We start from the raw sequence: 17,303 nt of genomic DNA on the forward strand, positions 1-17,303 counted from the left end.
AGTTTTTTAACATGATTACAATTGGAGTGTTAGGACTGCAGGGAGCCATTAGTGAGCATGTCCGCTCTGTTGAAGCGTGTGGAGCGGAAGCAGTCGTCGTTAAAAGAGTAGAAGATTTAGAAGGTATCGATGGATTGATTCTCCCCGGCGGTGAAAGTACAACAATGCGTAAACTAATAGATAAATACGGGTTTATGGAGCCATTGAAGGAATTTGCAGCTAAGGGAAAACCGATGTTTGGAACGTGTGCCGGATTAATCCTGCTCGCTAAGGAGCTGGCTGGTTATGCAGAGCCGCATCTTGGTTTATTCGATGTAACAGTTGAACGAAATTCTTTTGGCCGCCAAAAGGAAAGCTTTGAAGCAGAGTTGCACATTCGGGGTTTGGACGAGCCATTTACCGGCGTATTCATCCGTGCACCACATATTATGAAAGCAGGGAAAAACGTTGAGATTCTTGCGATGCACGACGGCAGGATTGTTGCTGCCCGTGAAGGTCAGTTTCTTGGCTGTTCATTCCATCCAGAGTTAACAGAGGATCACCGTTTTACGGAATTGTTTATTCATATGGTTAGAGAGTCTGTTGCCATTCATGAGTGATAATTAGGTTTATTAAAGAGCTTGCTATCATGGCAGGCCCTTTTTTTTATTGCTAAACAGGCTGGTTGAATATCTAGCTCCATGCAAGTTTATGGAATCCAGTCCCGGCATATGCTAAAATTTTATTCAGAAGATTCATAAGTCTATGAAAAAGGAATCAATATCTAATGAATAAATGTTTGGAACTTTTAAATCAGCTGCCAATGGTGAAAAAGATTACGGAAGATATCTATTTATTATCTATACCCGTTCCGTTTGGGATGGTGCAGGCGAATTGTTATTTAATGCGAGGAACAAACGGCATCACTGTAATTGATACAGGCGTGTATTCAAAAGAAGGAATGGATATATGGAACAGAATAATGGGAATGGGTATCGCCATTGAGAAGGTTGTTTTAACTCATTATCATATTGACCATTTAGGTCTTGCTAGATGGTTTCAGGAAAAGCATGGGGTGCCTGTTTTTATTTCGAGTGTCGGTAACAGAGAAATTAAAAGACGGCAAAAAAAGGGTTACGCAGATTATGTGATTAGCTTGTTTAAGCAGCATGGCTGTAAGGACTTTTCTCCCTTGGTAACAGAATATGATTCATACATTTATGACTTTGAACCGGATGGAATATTTGAAGATGGTCAGAGTGTTAGGTTAGGCGATGAAATATATGAAGCTCTTTGGACACCCGGTCACTCTGCAGATCATTTTTGTTTTTATCATCCTGTGCAGCAGATCATGATCGTTGGTGATCTTGTATTGGATAAAATAGCTCCAATTGTATTAATTGAATCCCATCATGATGTAAATCCGCTTAGGGAATACTTCATATCATTTGAAAAAGTTGCAAAGCATTCTGTTTCGATTGCTCTTCCTGGCCATGGGAATGTCATTGAAAATGTATATAAGCGAATGGAAGAAATTCGGTTAGGGCACCGTCACCGCTTGGAGGAAATGACAGCAGCCATAAAGGATGAGGCAAAGACTTCATTAACTGTATCTGAGGAGATATATGGAAAGGGAAAGGCACTTAAATCTTCGACTCATTTAATGGCAACTATTACACGTTTTATTTATCTTGAGTCAATTGGAAAAGTAAAGTCTCAAATAATAGATGGAGCATTATTTTATAGCCTAGTTGAATAGAATTTAGGAATTCATCACCTTTTTGAAATAAGGTGATGAATTCCTTTTTATAGAGGGTTTTCTGCTTAAATCAGTACACCTGCTAATCTTTTAACTCCTTCAATAATTTTAGGCGATTCAAGATGAGCAAAGCCGAGCAGCAGTCCTTTACGAGAGCTTTCTAAGCAATAAGGACTGAGTGGGAATACACCAACGCCCGCTCTTAATGCAGCGTTAACAGCTTTGTATTCATCAAATTGTTTGTTACCTTCTAATAGAACATGGAGGCCTGATTCAGTGCCAGATATATGAAAGTGGTCTGCTAATCCTGATGTGTTTAAAGTCTGAATAATATCACGATGACGTTTATGATAGATGGACCGCATTCTTCTGACATGCTTCAATAGATCGCCTGTTTCGAAAAATTGCCCAAGTGCCAGCTGCTCCATAACGGGTAAGTGGCGACAGACGAACTCCTGTACTTTCGCCATCCTGGCGATTGCTTCCTCAGGACCGATTACGGCTGCAAGACGAATGCCGGGAGCAAGCAGCTTTGTGAAGCTTAACAAATATAAAATGTTTGTTGGTAATTGTGAATATAAGCTTGGCATCGGGCCGCCGCGATAGCGGAATTCTCCGTCATAATCATCTTCTATAATCCATGTTTGATTTTGCTGGGCAAACTGAATTAATTCTTGTCTGCGATTCGCCGTCATCAATACACCGCTTGGAAATTGATGTGAAGGGGTTGTGAAAATCATTTTTGTATGTGGGGAAATCTGTCCCACACAGATTCCTTGATCATCAACGGGAATCGGCTCAATCCTCATATCGCGATAACGCATCGATGTCCAGGCAACCGGAAAGCCCGGGTCCTCAACGGAAACTAAATCGCCTTCCTGCAGGAGAGCCTGCGCAATAATATCCATCGTCTGCCTTGCTCCTAAGGTGAGAAGGATTTGATTGGGCTGAACATGAATGCCTCTTTCAATCGCTAAGTAGCGGCTGATCTGTTCTCGTACAGAGTATAAGCCGTAAGGGGAGCTATAGCCCCAGTCAAAGACATTTTCCTCTCTCATTGCTGTATTAGAAGCTCGCCGCCATAACTTTTGAAAGGTTGGATCAATATACGGCACATGGAGACGAAAGTCTATTTCTGCTTTTTCCTCATGATCTACCTCAGGCCAGTGATCAACACCCTCTGTTTTCTCCTCAAGAAAAGGTTTTGACGGAATCACAGGAACAGTATGTTCAGCCTTTTCACCATTGTTATCAGGCATAATCTCACACACCCGTGTCCCACCTCTGCGTGAGGTTATGACATATCCCCGAGATTGCAGTTCCTCGTAAGCAATCTGCACACTCGACCTTGATATTGAAAGCTCCTGAGCCAGCTGACGAGTAGGAACCAACGGATCCCCTGGTGCGAGCTGTCCATTTGTAATATATTCAATCACCTGATCCACAATCTGCAACCAAATTGTTCTTTTATCCTTTTTATCGAGTTTAATATACATAAATATCCAAACTCCTAACCTATGAATATGGATTGTTATTATTATCATAAAATAGTTTTAATGACAAATCCATAATAATTAGGCATCATTATTACAATTTTGTTTTTACTTTTTGGATAAATGGCATAGTGAAACAAGCCTAATGAAATAGCCAGTTTGAGTTCTGGCAATTATTCTTTTAAGTATACGCGGGGGCTCAAGGGCTTGTTTGAAGCTTGGACTTATCGCAAATTACACGACCCCATACAGTAATTTTCAGAATCATGATATAAACAAAGGGTGAATATTTTTAAACTGTTTTATCTGGGTTCTGTAGAAATATGGAAAATATATGTATTATACATGATTAATATGGGACCTCAGTTTTAATTCTGAACAGTTTCATAAAAAGTTGTTTAATATTCGAACGATTATGAATGTGTGTTAACAGGAGTGATTTCTATCTATATAATATTGAAACTTATCAGCTATACCTTTGATTTAAGAGTTATTGGGCAAAATTTTGCTTTATTTTCGCGTTTTTACGCTAAATTTCCTAGCTATTTTGTATTTCATGGGGTTTCTGAGTAGTTGTATATTATTTTGGCACGACTTTTGCTTTTATGTAAGAGAAATGGTGGATATAGGGAAAATAATCATAAAGGTAAGAGAGGGTGTGGTAACGGTGTTTTGAGTTTTTTGACTATTGATAATTATAGAATTACGACTATACTTTATTTTTAAATTTTATCTAAATTATTTTGAAAAAACATGTGGTGCTTAACACAGTAGAGGTAAATTTTCTTTTCCTTCCTTGATGAAGTTTCCCATTGTTCCACAATTTTGTTATCGCTTACCAAAAAATGAATGGAGGCTACCTATGACAGCTAATAAAAAGACATTAGGCGAACTTACAACGCGAAAAATTTATTTAAGAATTGTCCCATATTTTCTTATTTTATATGTCATTGCATTTATAGATCGAATGAATATAGGCTACGTTGCATTGGATATGAATACTGAATTAGCATTAACGAGTACTAGCATAGGTCTGATTGCAGGAATTTTCTTTATAGGTTATTTTTTCTTTGAAGTTCCTAGTAATATACTAATGAATCGTTATGGGGCAAGGAAATGGATTTCACGGATATTGATTACCTGGGGATTCATTTGTATTGTTACTGGTTTTGTACAAGATGTAACCCAACTTTACTTTCTTCGCTTTTTACTTGGTGTAGCTGAAGCTGGGTTTTATCCAGCTGTTATTTTATATTTTACACTGTGGTTACCCAAAAAAGAACTTGCTCGTGCGGTCGCCCTCTTTATGATTGGTATGCCTTTGGCAAATATTATTGGAGCACCGCTATCGACTTGGATTATGGATAACATAAGCTGGTTCGAACTTTCAGGATGGCGTTGGGTTTTTGTAATGGAAGGCTTTCCTGCAGTGCTTTTTGGAATATTAAACCTCTTTTTATTAACTGATCTCCCAGAACAAGCTAAATGGCTTAGCAGAGAAGAGAAAGATTGGCTTAAGGCAGAATTAGACAATGAAAGAGTAGAAGTAAAAGATCAGAAGGAGTTTAGTTCTCATCGAAAGGTATTTGTTAATATACTTAAGGATTCCAAAATATGGATTTTAATTGCTATTTACTTGCCAATCACAGTTGCAAATTATGGCGTTGCTACGTGGCTACCAACTATTATTAAATCTTTTTCTAGTAGTTTAACGAACTACCAAATTGGTTTAATTACTTTAATACCTTATATTTTGGGCGGTATTGCGATGGTTTTATGGGCATTTAAATCTGATCGTACGGGTGAAAGGAAATTCCATACAGCGGTTACTCCATTAGTTGCCGCCATCGGTTTATTGGGAGCTGCTTTAACATCTAACTATCTTTTATCTATGGTCATGATTTGTATTGCAGTGATAGGATTATATAGCTTTTTTGGTCCATATTGGCCTCTAACGACTGAATTTCTTTCTCTTAAAACTGCGGCAATAGGGATTGCTTTTATTAATTCTATCGCTAATTTAGGAGGATTTATTGGACCATATTTTATTGGTTTTATAAACGATGCGACTCAAACTACAAAAAGTGGATTATTCTTTATCGTTATCCTTCTAGTTGTTAGTTTTATTTCTGCTATTAGTATTAAAAAGGACAAAGATATCCTTCCTGTTGACCGCACAGAAACAAATCCAAGTGAAGCAGCAGGTAATTAATTAAATAACTATTTATTTTTTTTGAACCACTTATTTAATATAGAAGGAAAATGAATCAAAAATCAATGGAGTATCCTAAAGCAAATGTTTAACTATTTAACATGATCAAATGAAAATGTTTTATTACTGAACAACTTTTAATTGTTTGAAAGTTTACATTTTACTTAATTTTGCTAAAATACTATTATTAATAAATTTTTTATGATTGGCACGAAAATTGCATAAAGAAAAGTAAAGGTAGCATGGCAGTCTTCTCTAAAGGTCAAATAGATTTTATTCGTTTTCATTAGGGAAACTGACCATTCTACTATTAATAAAAAAGATAAAGTGAGGTTGAAAGTATGTCGTATGAATTAGGTTTTGTAGGCTTGGGGAATCTTGGCGGTGAACTGGCAGGACGTTTAATAGATTGTGGTTTTAAAGTTAATCTATACGATATTGATACGGAGAAAGTGAATGCGTTGGAAGAACGGGGAGGAATTGGTGCCCAATCGATTGTCGAACTTACGCAAAAATCAGATGTTGTCCTAACTAGTCTTCCTAATCCCAAGGTGGTCGATAATGTTTATTTTGGTAAAGATGGCCTATTAAGTCTATTAGCTCCAGGTAAATGTGTTATTGAACTGAGCACCATTGATATTCAAACCATGAAGAAAATTGCGGAACAAGGAAAAGAAAGAAACATTAATATCATTGACGCTCCAGTAAGCGCAGGTATTCCAGAAGCAAGAGCTGGTGCTGCTGTATTGCTTGTGGGAGCGGAGGAGAATGTGCTTGAACGCTATCGAGAAGTCCTAGAAGCATTAGCAGGCGACAAAATTTTCCATGTAGGTCTCCCAGGCGATGGAAAAGCAATTAAGCTGATTAATAATTTGATGTCTTTGGGAAGTGTTCTGATTGGCGCCGAAGCCTATTTAATTGGTGTTCAATCTGGAATTGAACCAAAACGGTTATACGATGTTTTGTCACAATGTGCCGGAAGGTCTTTCCAATTTGTAAAACGCTTCCCAAATTGGGTCGAGAGAGATTTTGAGGCTGGTTTCTCCATTGACTTAGGAACGAAGGATTTGAAACTAGTGTTAGACATGGCCAATCAGCTCAATCGTGAAACACCATTGGCTAAACATATTTTCAGCTATTTTGAAGAGGCTCAAAAGGATGGTCTGGGAAAACTCGATGTGTTGGCGGTTACTGAGACGGTGGAAAAACTAGCTAAAAAACAAGGAATGAGTTTGACATGAGTGACTTCCCTATAATTATTCCACTATGTGTGGGAGTTTTTCCAAAGTTTGAAGTATCCAGTTTTCTTTATGGCCGACATCAGGGCAAGAAAGAAGATTTTCCTTGTATTATGTTTGTCATTAAAGCGGGTACTCATACCATTGTTGTAGATACTGGACCGTATGATGAAGAAAAAGCAACAAAATTGCATGTACCTTTGAAACGTCCTCAAGAAATGGAACCTGTCCAGGCATTAAAAAGTATTGGGGTGGACTCTGATGAAGTGGATCTGGTGATCTTAAGCCATTTACATTGGGATCATTGTGGCAATTGCAAGATGTTTAAGAATGCAACGTTTTTAGTCCAAAAGGATGAGCTTCAGTACGCAGTCGCCCCAAACCCAGTGCAGCAAACTCAATATGATCTAGGGTTTGAGGGAGTACAACCTAGTTGGATGGAAGTATTGGATCAGATTCAAACTGTAGATGGGGATGTAGATGATGTTGTTAAAGGAGTACATCTGGTTAAGTTACCTGGCCATACTCCGGGATTAATGGGCGTGGCTGTAGAAACTCAAAAGGGAGTTCATGTCATTGCTAGTGATTGTATCCCATTGAATGTTAACTGGTTAGGGGATGCTAAACAAAAGCATATTCCAAATGGTATTCATATTAATCTAGAGGACTTCCAATATTCTTTTGAAAAGCTTGAGAGGATTGCCAATGTTGTATTAGCATCTCATGATTTTGAAACGCTTAAACATAAGCAGTACCCAGTCTTGGATGAATGAAGTTGATTTATTGACTCATTTTTGTAAGCAGATAGGTTAGTTAGAAGAAAGGGAATAATCTATTTGTGTCGGAATAGATTTCACCCATAGAATGTGATAAGGAGAGGGTTCACTTGGCTGTAAAAACGGATATAAGATCAATAGATGTGGGAATTTGGATAGCTGGACAATGGGTTGAGACGAAAGAAAAAATTGCTGTAAAGAATAAATTTAATGGAGAGACTTTGGGATTTGTAGGGAAGGCAGATAAAGAACAAACAGAGTGGGCTGTTTCAAATGCCAAAGAAACGTTTGAAAAGGTTAAGTTGTCGCCATATGAGCGTTCAGTGATATTGAATAAAATGGCTCAAAAACTGAAAGAGAATAAAGAAGAACTTGCTCTTATTTTGACTCGCGAGACAGGTAACACGATTAGGGAATCGCGCGCTGAAATTGACCGTTGTGTTTTCACTTTTGAGCATAGTGCGGAAGAAGCAAAAAGAATAACAGGGGAAATGCTGCCAATTAATTCTATGAAAGGACATGAAAATCGGTTTGGTTTCACGGTGCGAGTTCCGGTAGGGGTTGTTTGTGCGATTACCCCGTTTAATGGTCCGCTTAATTTGGCATCACATAAAGTTGCACCGGCAATTGCTGCAGGAAATACCGTTGTTTTAAAGCCTGCAAGAACAACTTCTTTAAGTGCTGTCCGGTTTGCTGAACTTTTAAAGGAAGCAGGATTGCCAGATGGATATTTAAATGTCGTGTTCGGTGGTGGTGCGGATGTCGGAACATGGCTTCTCCATGATCAGAGAATCGGTTTTTATAGCTTTACTGGAAGTGAAGAAGTTGGAAAAATGATAAAGCAAGAAACAGGAATCCGCCGTGTAGGTTTAGAATTGGGCAATAATTCTGCTACGATTGTATGCTCTGATGCAAACATCGAACAAGCAGCTGAGTTATGTGTGAAACGAGCTTTATGGAAAGCTGGGCAGGTATGTATTTCAGTACAGCGTGTGTATGTTCATGAGGCCGTCTTAGAGCAGTTCCTTCAAAAGGCCTCTGCCATCATAGAGAATATTAAAGTGGGAGATCCTGAGGATCCTAATACAGATATAGGAGTTATGCATACTGAAGAAGCTGCTAGTAGAATTGAAGCCTGGGTTCATGAAGCCGTTGAACAAGGAGCGAGAGTCGTATGTGGGAATAAACGAAACAAATCCCAATTTTTACCGACATTACTTACAGATGTAAAGCCTGATATGAAAGTTGTTTGCAAAGAAATTTTTGCTCCTGTAGTTTCTGTTATTCCTTTTAAGGATTTGGATGAGGTGATTCGTCTAGTAAATGATTCGGATTATGGATTACAAGCAGGTGCATTTACGAACGACATTAACACGGCGTTTTATTTAGCCAATAAAATTGAAGTGGGCGGTCTAAATATTAACGATACATCGAACTGGCGTGCAGATATCATTCCATATGGCGGTATAAAAAATAGTGGGATTGGCAGGGAAGGTCCAAAGTACGCTATCGAGGAAATGACAGAACTTAGGGTTATTACATTTAATTTAAGTCACTAATTTAGATTAGATGATTGCAGAAATTTAATTTTATAAGAGATTTCATTAGAAAGATCGTTGACCTAACTAGGCTTTGACCAGGAGGAAGGCGATCTTTTTACTGTTTTGATTAACTGCTATTCTATGGAAATTTTGATAGAAAGATTCTTAAAATTAGTACATAGATGGTATAGGTTTGTCGTTATCGCCTCCTTTTCCCCTACTAGCACCTGTCCGTGCGATTTTCATCGAATAGTGAACATCAATTTATCCAATACATTCAATTCTATATATTAATAGTTTTAAATAAATTGTGGCTTCTTTTGAAAGGCTAAACACTGTTTAATTTTTAGATGGCTATATAATATTATATAAAAATAAAAAATCTTTAGAAGAGTTTGATTTTTATTAACTGTTCAGTTATTGTCATGTATGATTAAAATATGAACGGTTATCATTTTGTTATTAAAAAGACCATTTAATAGATTATAAGAAAACGGGGGAATCATAGATGAATTTTAAGATGATTATGACATCAGGGAATCCAGAGCTGACAACTAAGATTGAAAAAATTGCGAAGGAACTTAATTTTTCAGTAACTGTTGTGGAGGGAATATTGAATGAAGCTGCCCAAGAAGTAAAAAGACTTGTATCGCAGGGCGGGTTTGAAGTAGTGATAAGTCGGGCAGGGACTGCTAAGGAAATTGCTAAATTAGTCCAACTGCCTATTGTTCATAGTGCTTCTAGTAATTTTGATATCTTAGACTCTTTTAAAAGAGCAAAAGATCTGGGAGATAAAATTTGTTTCATTACATACCCGGAAGAAGGTTTTGCCTTTAATTTTGACCAAGTAAAAGAAATCGTAGGCTTTGATGTAACGATATTGCCCTATCATACATGGGATGAGCTAGTTAAACAAATAAAAAAGGCAAAAGAAATGGGAATGGAAGTAGTTGTCGGAGGCGGTATTCGGGCACATGAAATTGTTCAAAATCATGGAATGAAGAGTATGAACGTCATTACAAGTGACAGAACAATCAAAAGAACATTAATCTTAGCTAGTCAAGTAGCACAAGACCGAATATTGATTAAAAAAGAGACGGAAAGAATGAAGGCTGTTATTAATGTGACGGAGGAAGGGATTCTCTTTCTATCAAAAGAGGGTCAGATAGAAACCTTTAACCCTGCGGCTGAAAGGATTTTCGGGATAAAGGAATCACTTGTTACCGGGAAGAGAATTGAGGAAATAAGAAATCCCCTCCTTTTAAATCTTTTGCAGGAAAAGAAGATATATACTGACAATGGAAGTTTCCGTTTGCAAAATCTAATTGTTAACTATGAACCGCTTATTGTTGGATTAGATCGGATTGGCACGGTTATTATTTGCCGAGAGATTAGTAAGATTCAAAAATTAGAGAGTGAAATAAGAAGAGAATTGCATTCAAAAGGGTTAATAGCCCGTTTTACATTAGAAGATATTCGGCATAAAAGTGAGCAGATAGAACTCGCCATAAATCTGGCCAAAGAATATGCGGTGACAGATTCGACCGTTTTGATTATAGGAGAAAGCGGAACAGGGAAGGAGTTAATGGCCCAAGGCATTCATAATGCCAGCAACAGAAAGGACGGCCCATTTGTGGCTGTTAACTGTGCAGCACTGCCAGAAAACTTAATTGAAAGTGAATTATTTGGGTATGCTGCAGGAGCCTTTACTGGTGCGAATAAGGGAGGTAAACAAGGCTTCTTTGAATTGGCCCATGGAGGTACAATTTTCCTTGATGAAATTGGAGAAATTCCCGATTTTATTCAAACAAGACTATTAAGGGTACTTCAGGAAAGAGAGGTCATGCGAATTGGCGGTGATCGGGTGATTCCCGTTGATATTCGCGTCGTTGCAGCAACCAATCGTAAACTTTGGGATTTAGTAAAGGAAGGCAAGTTTCGGGCTGATTTGTATTTTAGGCTAAATGTGCTTCATATGGGGCTTCCTGCTTTGCGGTACAGAAAGGAGGATATTCCGATTCTAGTGGATTTCTTCTTACAGAAGATGGGTTCAAAATTTTCCTTTGAAGATTTCTCTGATAACCTAAAAAACTTCTTTATGACATACAGATGGCCTGGGAATATTAGGCAGCTTGAAAATATTATTGAAAGAATTCAACTCGGTGTACAGGTATTTAAAGGGGAAAATGCCTTTATTAATGATATTTTAGGCGAAACAGAAGATGAAGACAGTCAGTTAAATCCAAATGAAGTAATCATGGTCGAATTTGGCACGATGGAAGAGATTGAAAAACAAGTAATTAATAAAATGATGGAATTAAATGATCATAATAAAACCTTAGTTGCTGAAAAATTAGGCATTAGCCGTACAACGTTATGGAAAAAGCTTAGTGAAAATTCTTAACTGTTTATAATGTGAACAATGGATAAGTGATACGTTACTATACTGAACAGAATAATAGCGTTTTGATTCATTTTAATAGGTTTTTAAATTGGCATAGTTATTGCTTGTATTATTGGTGTAATCAGGATTAACTTTGGTATGAATGGATTTTTCTACTAAGGTAAACTGAAAATCAAATCATAGGAGGTGTTGTTATTGGATCGAGTTATTTTGGAAAAGCATCATCATTACGCTGTCATTTACTTAAATGAACCTGAAACGTTAAATGCATTTAGCAGAGGATTAAAAGAACAACTATTACTCACTTTACAAGAAGTTGAAAAGGATGAGTCAATCCATATTGTCATTCTTGCAGGCAAAGGAAAATCTTTTTGTGCTGGCGGGGATTTAAAGGGAATGGCACAGAAACTCACGACATTAGAAATTAAACATGGAATGGATCAAGCAGCTAAGATTGTAGAATTAATCCGTCGAATGCCAAAGTTAGTGATTTCCGCAGTTCATGGATATGCAGCGGGAGCGGGGATGAGTCTAGCGTTAGCCTCTGATCTTATTATCGCAGAAGAAGGTTCAAAGTTTTCTTTATCATTTAAAAATGTTGGTTTAATTCCTGATTTAGGTCTTCTCTATCACCTCCCGAAAAAAGTAGGAGAGTGGAAGGCTAAAGAATGGATTTGGAGGGGAGTCACCATTCCAGTTGAAGAAGCTTATGAATATGGATTCATCTATGAAATTGCCGAGAAAAATCAGTCCTTGGAGAGAGCTCTTGTATTGGTGGAGGATTTACTGAAGGGTGCACTGCAAGCGTTCATCCAATCGAAATTTATTATTAATAGCTCATCATCGCTGTCCTTTGAAGAGGTTATTCAAAAGGAGAATATGAGTCAAATATTTTTACGTACGACATTGGATCATAGTGAAGGAGTATGGTCCTTTATTGAAAAACGAAAGCCTGAATTTCTGGGAAAGTAAAATGAAGAAATCATCTATTTATATTTCTGAATATTGAATTATCGATAGATTTATTAATTTATCGGAAGAGGTAATTCGAGCGCTTAGAGATTATTGGGAACGAGACTAAACTAGATGTAGAGGTGTATGGAGTGAATTATGGAATTTTTATCGGAGGATCTTGGATTGATACCTCTGAAAAGATTGAAGTCTTTAACAAATATACAAAGGAGCTGCTCGGAACAGTAGGAAAACCGAATAAACAACAAGTAGAAGAGGCTGTTCAAAATAACAAAGAAGCATTTAAAAGAGTAAAACTAACTCCTCACCAACGTTCAGAGATTCTTGCCAGAATGGCGGATAAGCTTAAAGAGCACAAGGAAGAACTTGCCCTATTATTAACTAGGGAAACAGGAAATACAATTCGTGAGTCATTAGCAGAGATTGATCGATGTGTTTTCACCTTTACAGCTTGTTCAGAAGAGGCAAAAAGAATTGTGGGAGAGATGTTACCTATCCAAGGGATGAAAGGGTATGAAAATAAATTTGGCTATACGGTGCGTGTTCCTGTTGGAGTTGTTTGTGCCATTACGCCATTTAATGGACCGTTAAATCTAGCTTCTCATAAAGTGGCACCTGCGATTGCTGCTGGAAATACGGTTATACTGAAGCCGGCACCTACCACATCGCTTAGTGCGGTGCGATTTGTTGAATTATTAATGGAATCTGGGCTTCCTGCTGGTTATTTGAATTTGATTTTCGGGGACGCAGATGTGGGGACCTGGCTTCTTCAAAATCCACTCATTAATTTTTATTCGTTTACCGGCAGTCCTGAAGTTGGAAAAAAAATAAAACAAGAAACAGGTTTGAGACGGGTGGCATTGGAACTAGGAAATAATTCAGCTACTATTGTCTGTTCGGATGCGGATGTAGATTTAGCTGCGGAATTATGTGCTCGAAAAGCGGTATGGAAAGCTGGCCAGGTATGCATTTCTGTTCAGCGTGTGTATGTTCATGAATCCATTTTAGAGGGGTTTATCAACAAGGCAAAAGAAATAATGGAATCACTTAAGGTTGGAAATCCAGAAGACATGGAAACTGATGTTGGACTCATGCATACTCCGGAAGCGGCAGATCGCATTGAACAATGGATTCAAGAAGCTGTGGATAATGGAGCAGAGGTAGTTTCTGGTTATAGGAGGAATGATTCCCAATTCTATCCTACAATCCTAACAAATGTTAAACCTGATATGAAAGTTGTTTGTAAAGAGATCTTTGCTCCTGTTCTATCAATTATCCCTTTTCAAAAGCTAGAAGAAGTAGTTCACTGGGTAAATGATTCGGAATATGGACTGCAAGCAGGAGTCTTCACTAATGATATTTATACTGCCCATTATCTTACAGAAGTAATTGAGGTAGGAGGAGTAAATATTAATGAAACTTCAAATTGGAGAGCCGATATCATTCCTTATGGCGGGGTAAAAAATAGCGGCATTGGAAGGGAAGGCCCGAGATATTCAATTGAGGAAATGTCGGAAATCAAGGTAATCACTTATAGTCTAAAGCTTCCTCGCTAAACAGCTTGAGCATCACTATTAATAAAAAATACCAATTAGGTGAAATGTGGAAGGGGGATTTCTAAATGAAAAAAATAGTTTCATTAATTGTGCTTGTATGTATGTTAGCTATTACGGGGTGCTCTCAGTCTCAGTCAGTAGCACAGGAAAAAGAAAAAAGCGATTATCCAAACAAACCAATTCGCATGATAGTTCCGTATGCTGCTGGAGGCCCTACCGATTTGACAGCTAGAGTTATAGCAGCACAAATGAGTACTTATTTACCAAACGGACAATCTGTCGTTGTTGAAAATAAACCAGGTGGTGCTGCAACAATTGGTATTACTGAAGTATTTAAATCCAAACCTGATGGCTACACGATTGCTATGACAACAATGGGAGCAAACTCAATTCAACCTAATTTGGGGAAAACAGTTTATACACATGATAGTTTTCAAGCCGTAGCTCAAATCCTTTCTCAACCACACTATCTAGTTGTTAGAGCAGATGCACCTTGGGAAACGTTTGATGAATGGTTAGAGTATGTGAAAAAGAATCCGAATGAATTTACATATTCTACTGCAGGAACCGGGAATACAGGCCATTTAGTTATGGAAGCGCTAAACGATGCAGCTGGAATAAAAACGGTCCATGTTCCATTTGAAGGGAATGGCCCAGCCATAACTGCATTACTAGGTGGACATGTTATGGGTACAAATGTTCAAATTAGTGATATTAAATCGTACATTGAATCAGGAGAGGTTCGAGTTCTTGCGAATACCGGCCATAATAAGAACAAGGGGTTTGAGGATATTCCATTTTTCACAGAAAAAAATATTGATGTAGATATCAGTGTTTATACTGGAATCATCGCTCCTAAGGGAATACCTCAAGACGTGCTAGAAACTTTAACGACAGCTATTCAAAAATCTATTGATGATCCTAAGACTCAAGAGAAGTTTAATAGTTTAAGTGTAGAAACAGATTTTGCTGGGTCTGACGAATTCCAAAAAATCATAACTGAAGATTATAAAATGAGCGGCGAAATCTTAAAGTTAGCGGGCTTAATAAAGTAGTAGAGAGAGAAATTCTAATTTCGATTTGCCTCAAAACAAGTACTGAAATAACCCAATTCATTTCATTCTTTTGTTAAAAAGGGTGTGAATGTACATCCTTTTTAACTATTCGTTTGATTTAATTAAATGGGTATATTGAAAGCGTTATATTTTATTCAGGTGAATTATCTGAATTTATGAAAAATAATAAAGCAATTGGGCGGTGATTTCGTGGTAAGAAATAAAGGAGAAATGGGTGCCGGTATTTTTTTGTTCCTCTTTTCATCGGTCTTTTTTGTACAGGCTCTCGGATATGAATATTCGGGTTCTTTAGGACCTGGACCTGGTTTCTTTTCAAGTTGGATTAGTGGAGGTCTGGCTGTCCTATCCCTTATATATATCTATCAAACTTATAAAAAAGGGAAGACAGCTGAAAAAGAAGAAGACGAAGATACTCCAAAAAATCATTCCTTTGGAGTAATTGCTTATACATTAGGTTGCATGTTATTTTACGTGTTGGCACTAAACTATTTGGGGTTTGTGCTAACGACTACTATTTTTCTATTTGCATTGCTCTTTAAAGAATATAAATGGTATACAAGTCTTGGTATTGCCATTTTTGCGTCAATCCTTATTTTCTGGCTATTTGGAGTGATCTTAAAAGTGGCATTGCCGTTGAATGTATTTGGTTGGTAGGGAGGAAATAAATGGAATCTTTACATTGGCTATTAGTTGGTTTTCAGGAAGCATTGACCGTTTGGAACCTTATTTATTGTGTTTTAGGCGTATCGATGGGGATGTTAGTAGGTGTTTTGCCTGGGCTAGGGCCTGTTGCTGGTACGGCACTGTTAATCCCAATCACATTTGGGATGGAACCTATATCGGCGATTATTATGTTAGCTGGTATCTATTATGGATCCATGTATGGGGGAACAATCACATCCGTTCTAATTAATACCCCTGGTGAATCAGCATCTGTTATAACCTGTATTGATGGTCATCAATTGGCAAAGCAGGGGAGAGGTGGTACAGCATTAGGAGTTGCTGCCATCGGTTCCTTTGTCGGGGGAATTGTAGCTGTTTTAAGTCTTGCTTTTATAGGACCTCCACTTGCAAAGTTTGCCTTAAAATTTGGTCCTCCTGAGTACTTTGCTCTCATGTTACTGGGGCTTCTGTTAATTGTAGGTTTGATGGGTAAATCAGTTACAAAAGGGCTGATCGCTGCTTTACTAGGTTTACTCTTAGCGTTAATTGGTATGGATCCCGTCTCGGGAGAGGTTCGGTTTACCTTTGGACAAATGAATTTAATAGAAGGTATTGATTTTGTTGTTATTGCGATGGGGCTTTTTGGAATATCGGAGATTCTTCTCAATGCTGAAAATAAGTTAAAATTGGATAAACCGGCTAAAGTTCACGGAATGCTGCCAAAAAAAGAAGAATGGAAGCCAACGATGAAATCAGTTGGAAGAGGAACCGGTATTGGGATGTTAATTGGATTGATTCCTGGTGCAGGAGCACCCATCTCTTCTATTATCTCTTACTCTATAGAGAAGAAACTAGCAAAAAATCCTTCTAGGTTTGGGAAAGGGGCTATTGAGGGAGTTGCTGGACCTGAAACGGCTAACAACGCTCACAGTGGTGCCGCACTCATTCCGCTATTTACCCTTGGTATCCCAAGCTCACCAACGATTGCGGTCTTATTAGGTGCATTAATGATGCATGGTTTAACTCCAGGACCAGCTCTATACCAAAGCAACCCTACTTTTGTATGGGGAATTATTGCTAGTATGTTTATTGGTAACTTAATTCTTCTCATTTTCAACCTTCCATTAGCTGGGTTATGGGCTAAGATAGTACTTATTCCGTATAAACTATTATTCCCATTGATTCTTATTCTAACAATGGTTGGGACTTACAGTATTAAAAATAGCTTATGGGATGTAGGGTTAATGATTTTATTTGGAGTAGTAGGTTATCTCATGAAAAAACTAGATATTCCTGCTGCTGTAACTGTCTTAACATTTGTTTTAGGAGCTCAAATTGAGTCATCGTTTCTTCAATCACTTGCGTCATCACCACAAGATGGTTTCCTGATCTTCTTTAACCGCCCGATTTCAGGTACTTTAATTGTTATTGGTTTGCTGTTGCTAATTTTCAGTACAATAAGTGGATTTAAAAAGAAGAAAAATTTAATAGAAGGTGACTTTGAAATTTAATTTCATTCAGCAGAAGTCACTACGATACACAACAGTAATTTATATAATAGTAGGTCGAGCGATCATTAATTAAAGAAGAAAAGGATTTATTGCGGACTTGAAAAAATGAATAGTGTTAGGAGA

At 37.7% G+C, this 17,303-nt stretch carries 13 protein-coding genes; 12 read left to right on the plus strand and 1 reads right to left on the minus strand.

Annotated features, from left to right (window positions below):
- Positions 1 to 11: 11 nt before the first annotated feature.
- Both pdxT and R4Z09_RS01365 read left to right on the plus strand, forming a co-directional pair.
- The gene (pdxT, locus tag R4Z09_RS01360; RefSeq protein ID WP_338450634.1) at positions 12 to 599 is read left to right on the plus strand and encodes a pyridoxal 5'-phosphate synthase glutaminase subunit PdxT; all 588 of its coding nucleotides are present in this window, start codon (positions 12 to 14) and stop codon (positions 597 to 599) included.
- Positions 600 to 766: 167 nt separating this feature from the next.
- Positions 767 to 1,738, plus strand: a complete 972-nt coding sequence (locus tag R4Z09_RS01365) for an MBL fold metallo-hydrolase (RefSeq protein ID WP_338450635.1) — start codon at positions 767 to 769, stop codon at positions 1,736 to 1,738.
- A 65-nt stretch (positions 1,739 to 1,803) separates the two neighbouring features.
- Here the strand turns inward: R4Z09_RS01365 and R4Z09_RS01370 are convergent, their stop codons facing one another.
- A complete protein-coding gene (locus R4Z09_RS01370) occupies positions 1,804 to 3,234 on the minus strand; it encodes a PLP-dependent aminotransferase family protein (RefSeq protein ID WP_338450636.1) in 1,431 nt (476 codons plus the stop codon).
- 859 nt (positions 3,235 to 4,093) lie between these two features.
- On the opposite strand from R4Z09_RS01370, the gene R4Z09_RS01375 reads away from it, so the two are divergent.
- The 10 genes from R4Z09_RS01375 (at position 4,094) to R4Z09_RS01420 (ending at position 17,180) form a co-directional block, all read left to right on the plus strand.
- Positions 4,094 to 5,443: an MFS transporter gene (locus R4Z09_RS01375; RefSeq protein ID WP_338450637.1), complete on the plus strand. Its 1,350-nt coding sequence runs from the start codon at positions 4,094 to 4,096 to the stop codon at positions 5,441 to 5,443.
- Positions 5,444 to 5,784: 341 nt separating this feature from the next.
- A complete protein-coding gene (locus R4Z09_RS01380) occupies positions 5,785 to 6,684 on the plus strand; it encodes an NAD(P)-dependent oxidoreductase (RefSeq protein WP_338450638.1) in 900 nt (299 codons plus the stop codon).
- Positions 6,681 to 7,454 carry an N-acyl homoserine lactonase family protein gene (locus R4Z09_RS01385; protein WP_338450639.1) on the plus strand — a complete coding sequence of 258 codons (774 nt, stop codon included), beginning with the start codon at positions 6,681 to 6,683 and terminating at the stop codon, positions 7,452 to 7,454. The genes R4Z09_RS01380 and R4Z09_RS01385 overlap by 4 nt, the downstream gene beginning before the upstream one ends.
- A 113-nt stretch (positions 7,455 to 7,567) precedes the next feature.
- Positions 7,568 to 9,016 carry an aldehyde dehydrogenase family protein gene (locus R4Z09_RS01390; protein WP_338450640.1) on the plus strand — a complete coding sequence of 483 codons (1,449 nt, stop codon included), beginning with the start codon at positions 7,568 to 7,570 and terminating at the stop codon, positions 9,014 to 9,016.
- Positions 9,017 to 9,506: 490 nt separating this feature from the next.
- Entirely contained in the window at positions 9,507 to 11,402 is a 1,896-nt protein-coding gene (locus R4Z09_RS01395; protein ID WP_338450641.1) for a sigma 54-interacting transcriptional regulator, read from the plus strand.
- 195 nt (positions 11,403 to 11,597) lie between these two features.
- Complete coding sequence (locus R4Z09_RS01400) at positions 11,598 to 12,374, plus strand: enoyl-CoA hydratase/isomerase family protein (protein WP_338450642.1); 777 nt, start codon at positions 11,598 to 11,600, stop codon at positions 12,372 to 12,374.
- A gap of 131 nt (positions 12,375 to 12,505) precedes the next feature.
- Positions 12,506 to 13,930 carry an aldehyde dehydrogenase family protein gene (locus tag R4Z09_RS01405; RefSeq protein ID WP_338450643.1) on the plus strand — a complete coding sequence of 475 codons (1,425 nt, stop codon included), beginning with the start codon at positions 12,506 to 12,508 and terminating at the stop codon, positions 13,928 to 13,930.
- A gap of 65 nt (positions 13,931 to 13,995) precedes the next feature.
- The gene (locus R4Z09_RS01410; RefSeq protein WP_338450644.1) at positions 13,996 to 14,985 is read left to right on the plus strand and encodes a tripartite tricarboxylate transporter substrate binding protein; all 990 of its coding nucleotides are present in this window, start codon (positions 13,996 to 13,998) and stop codon (positions 14,983 to 14,985) included.
- Between the two features lie 210 nt (positions 14,986 to 15,195).
- On the plus strand, positions 15,196 to 15,660 hold the full coding sequence (locus R4Z09_RS01415) for a tripartite tricarboxylate transporter TctB family protein (RefSeq protein WP_338450645.1): 465 nt from the start codon (positions 15,196 to 15,198) through the stop codon (positions 15,658 to 15,660).
- An 11-nt stretch (positions 15,661 to 15,671) separates the two neighbouring features.
- Positions 15,672 to 17,180 carry a tripartite tricarboxylate transporter permease gene (locus R4Z09_RS01420; protein WP_338450646.1) on the plus strand — a complete coding sequence of 503 codons (1,509 nt, stop codon included), beginning with the start codon at positions 15,672 to 15,674 and terminating at the stop codon, positions 17,178 to 17,180.
- Positions 17,181 to 17,303: the final 123 nt, after the last annotated feature.

Source organism: Niallia oryzisoli (genome assembly GCF_036670025.1).
GTDB lineage: Bacteria > Bacillota > Bacilli > Bacillales > Cytobacillaceae > Bacillus_BD > Bacillus_BD oryzisoli.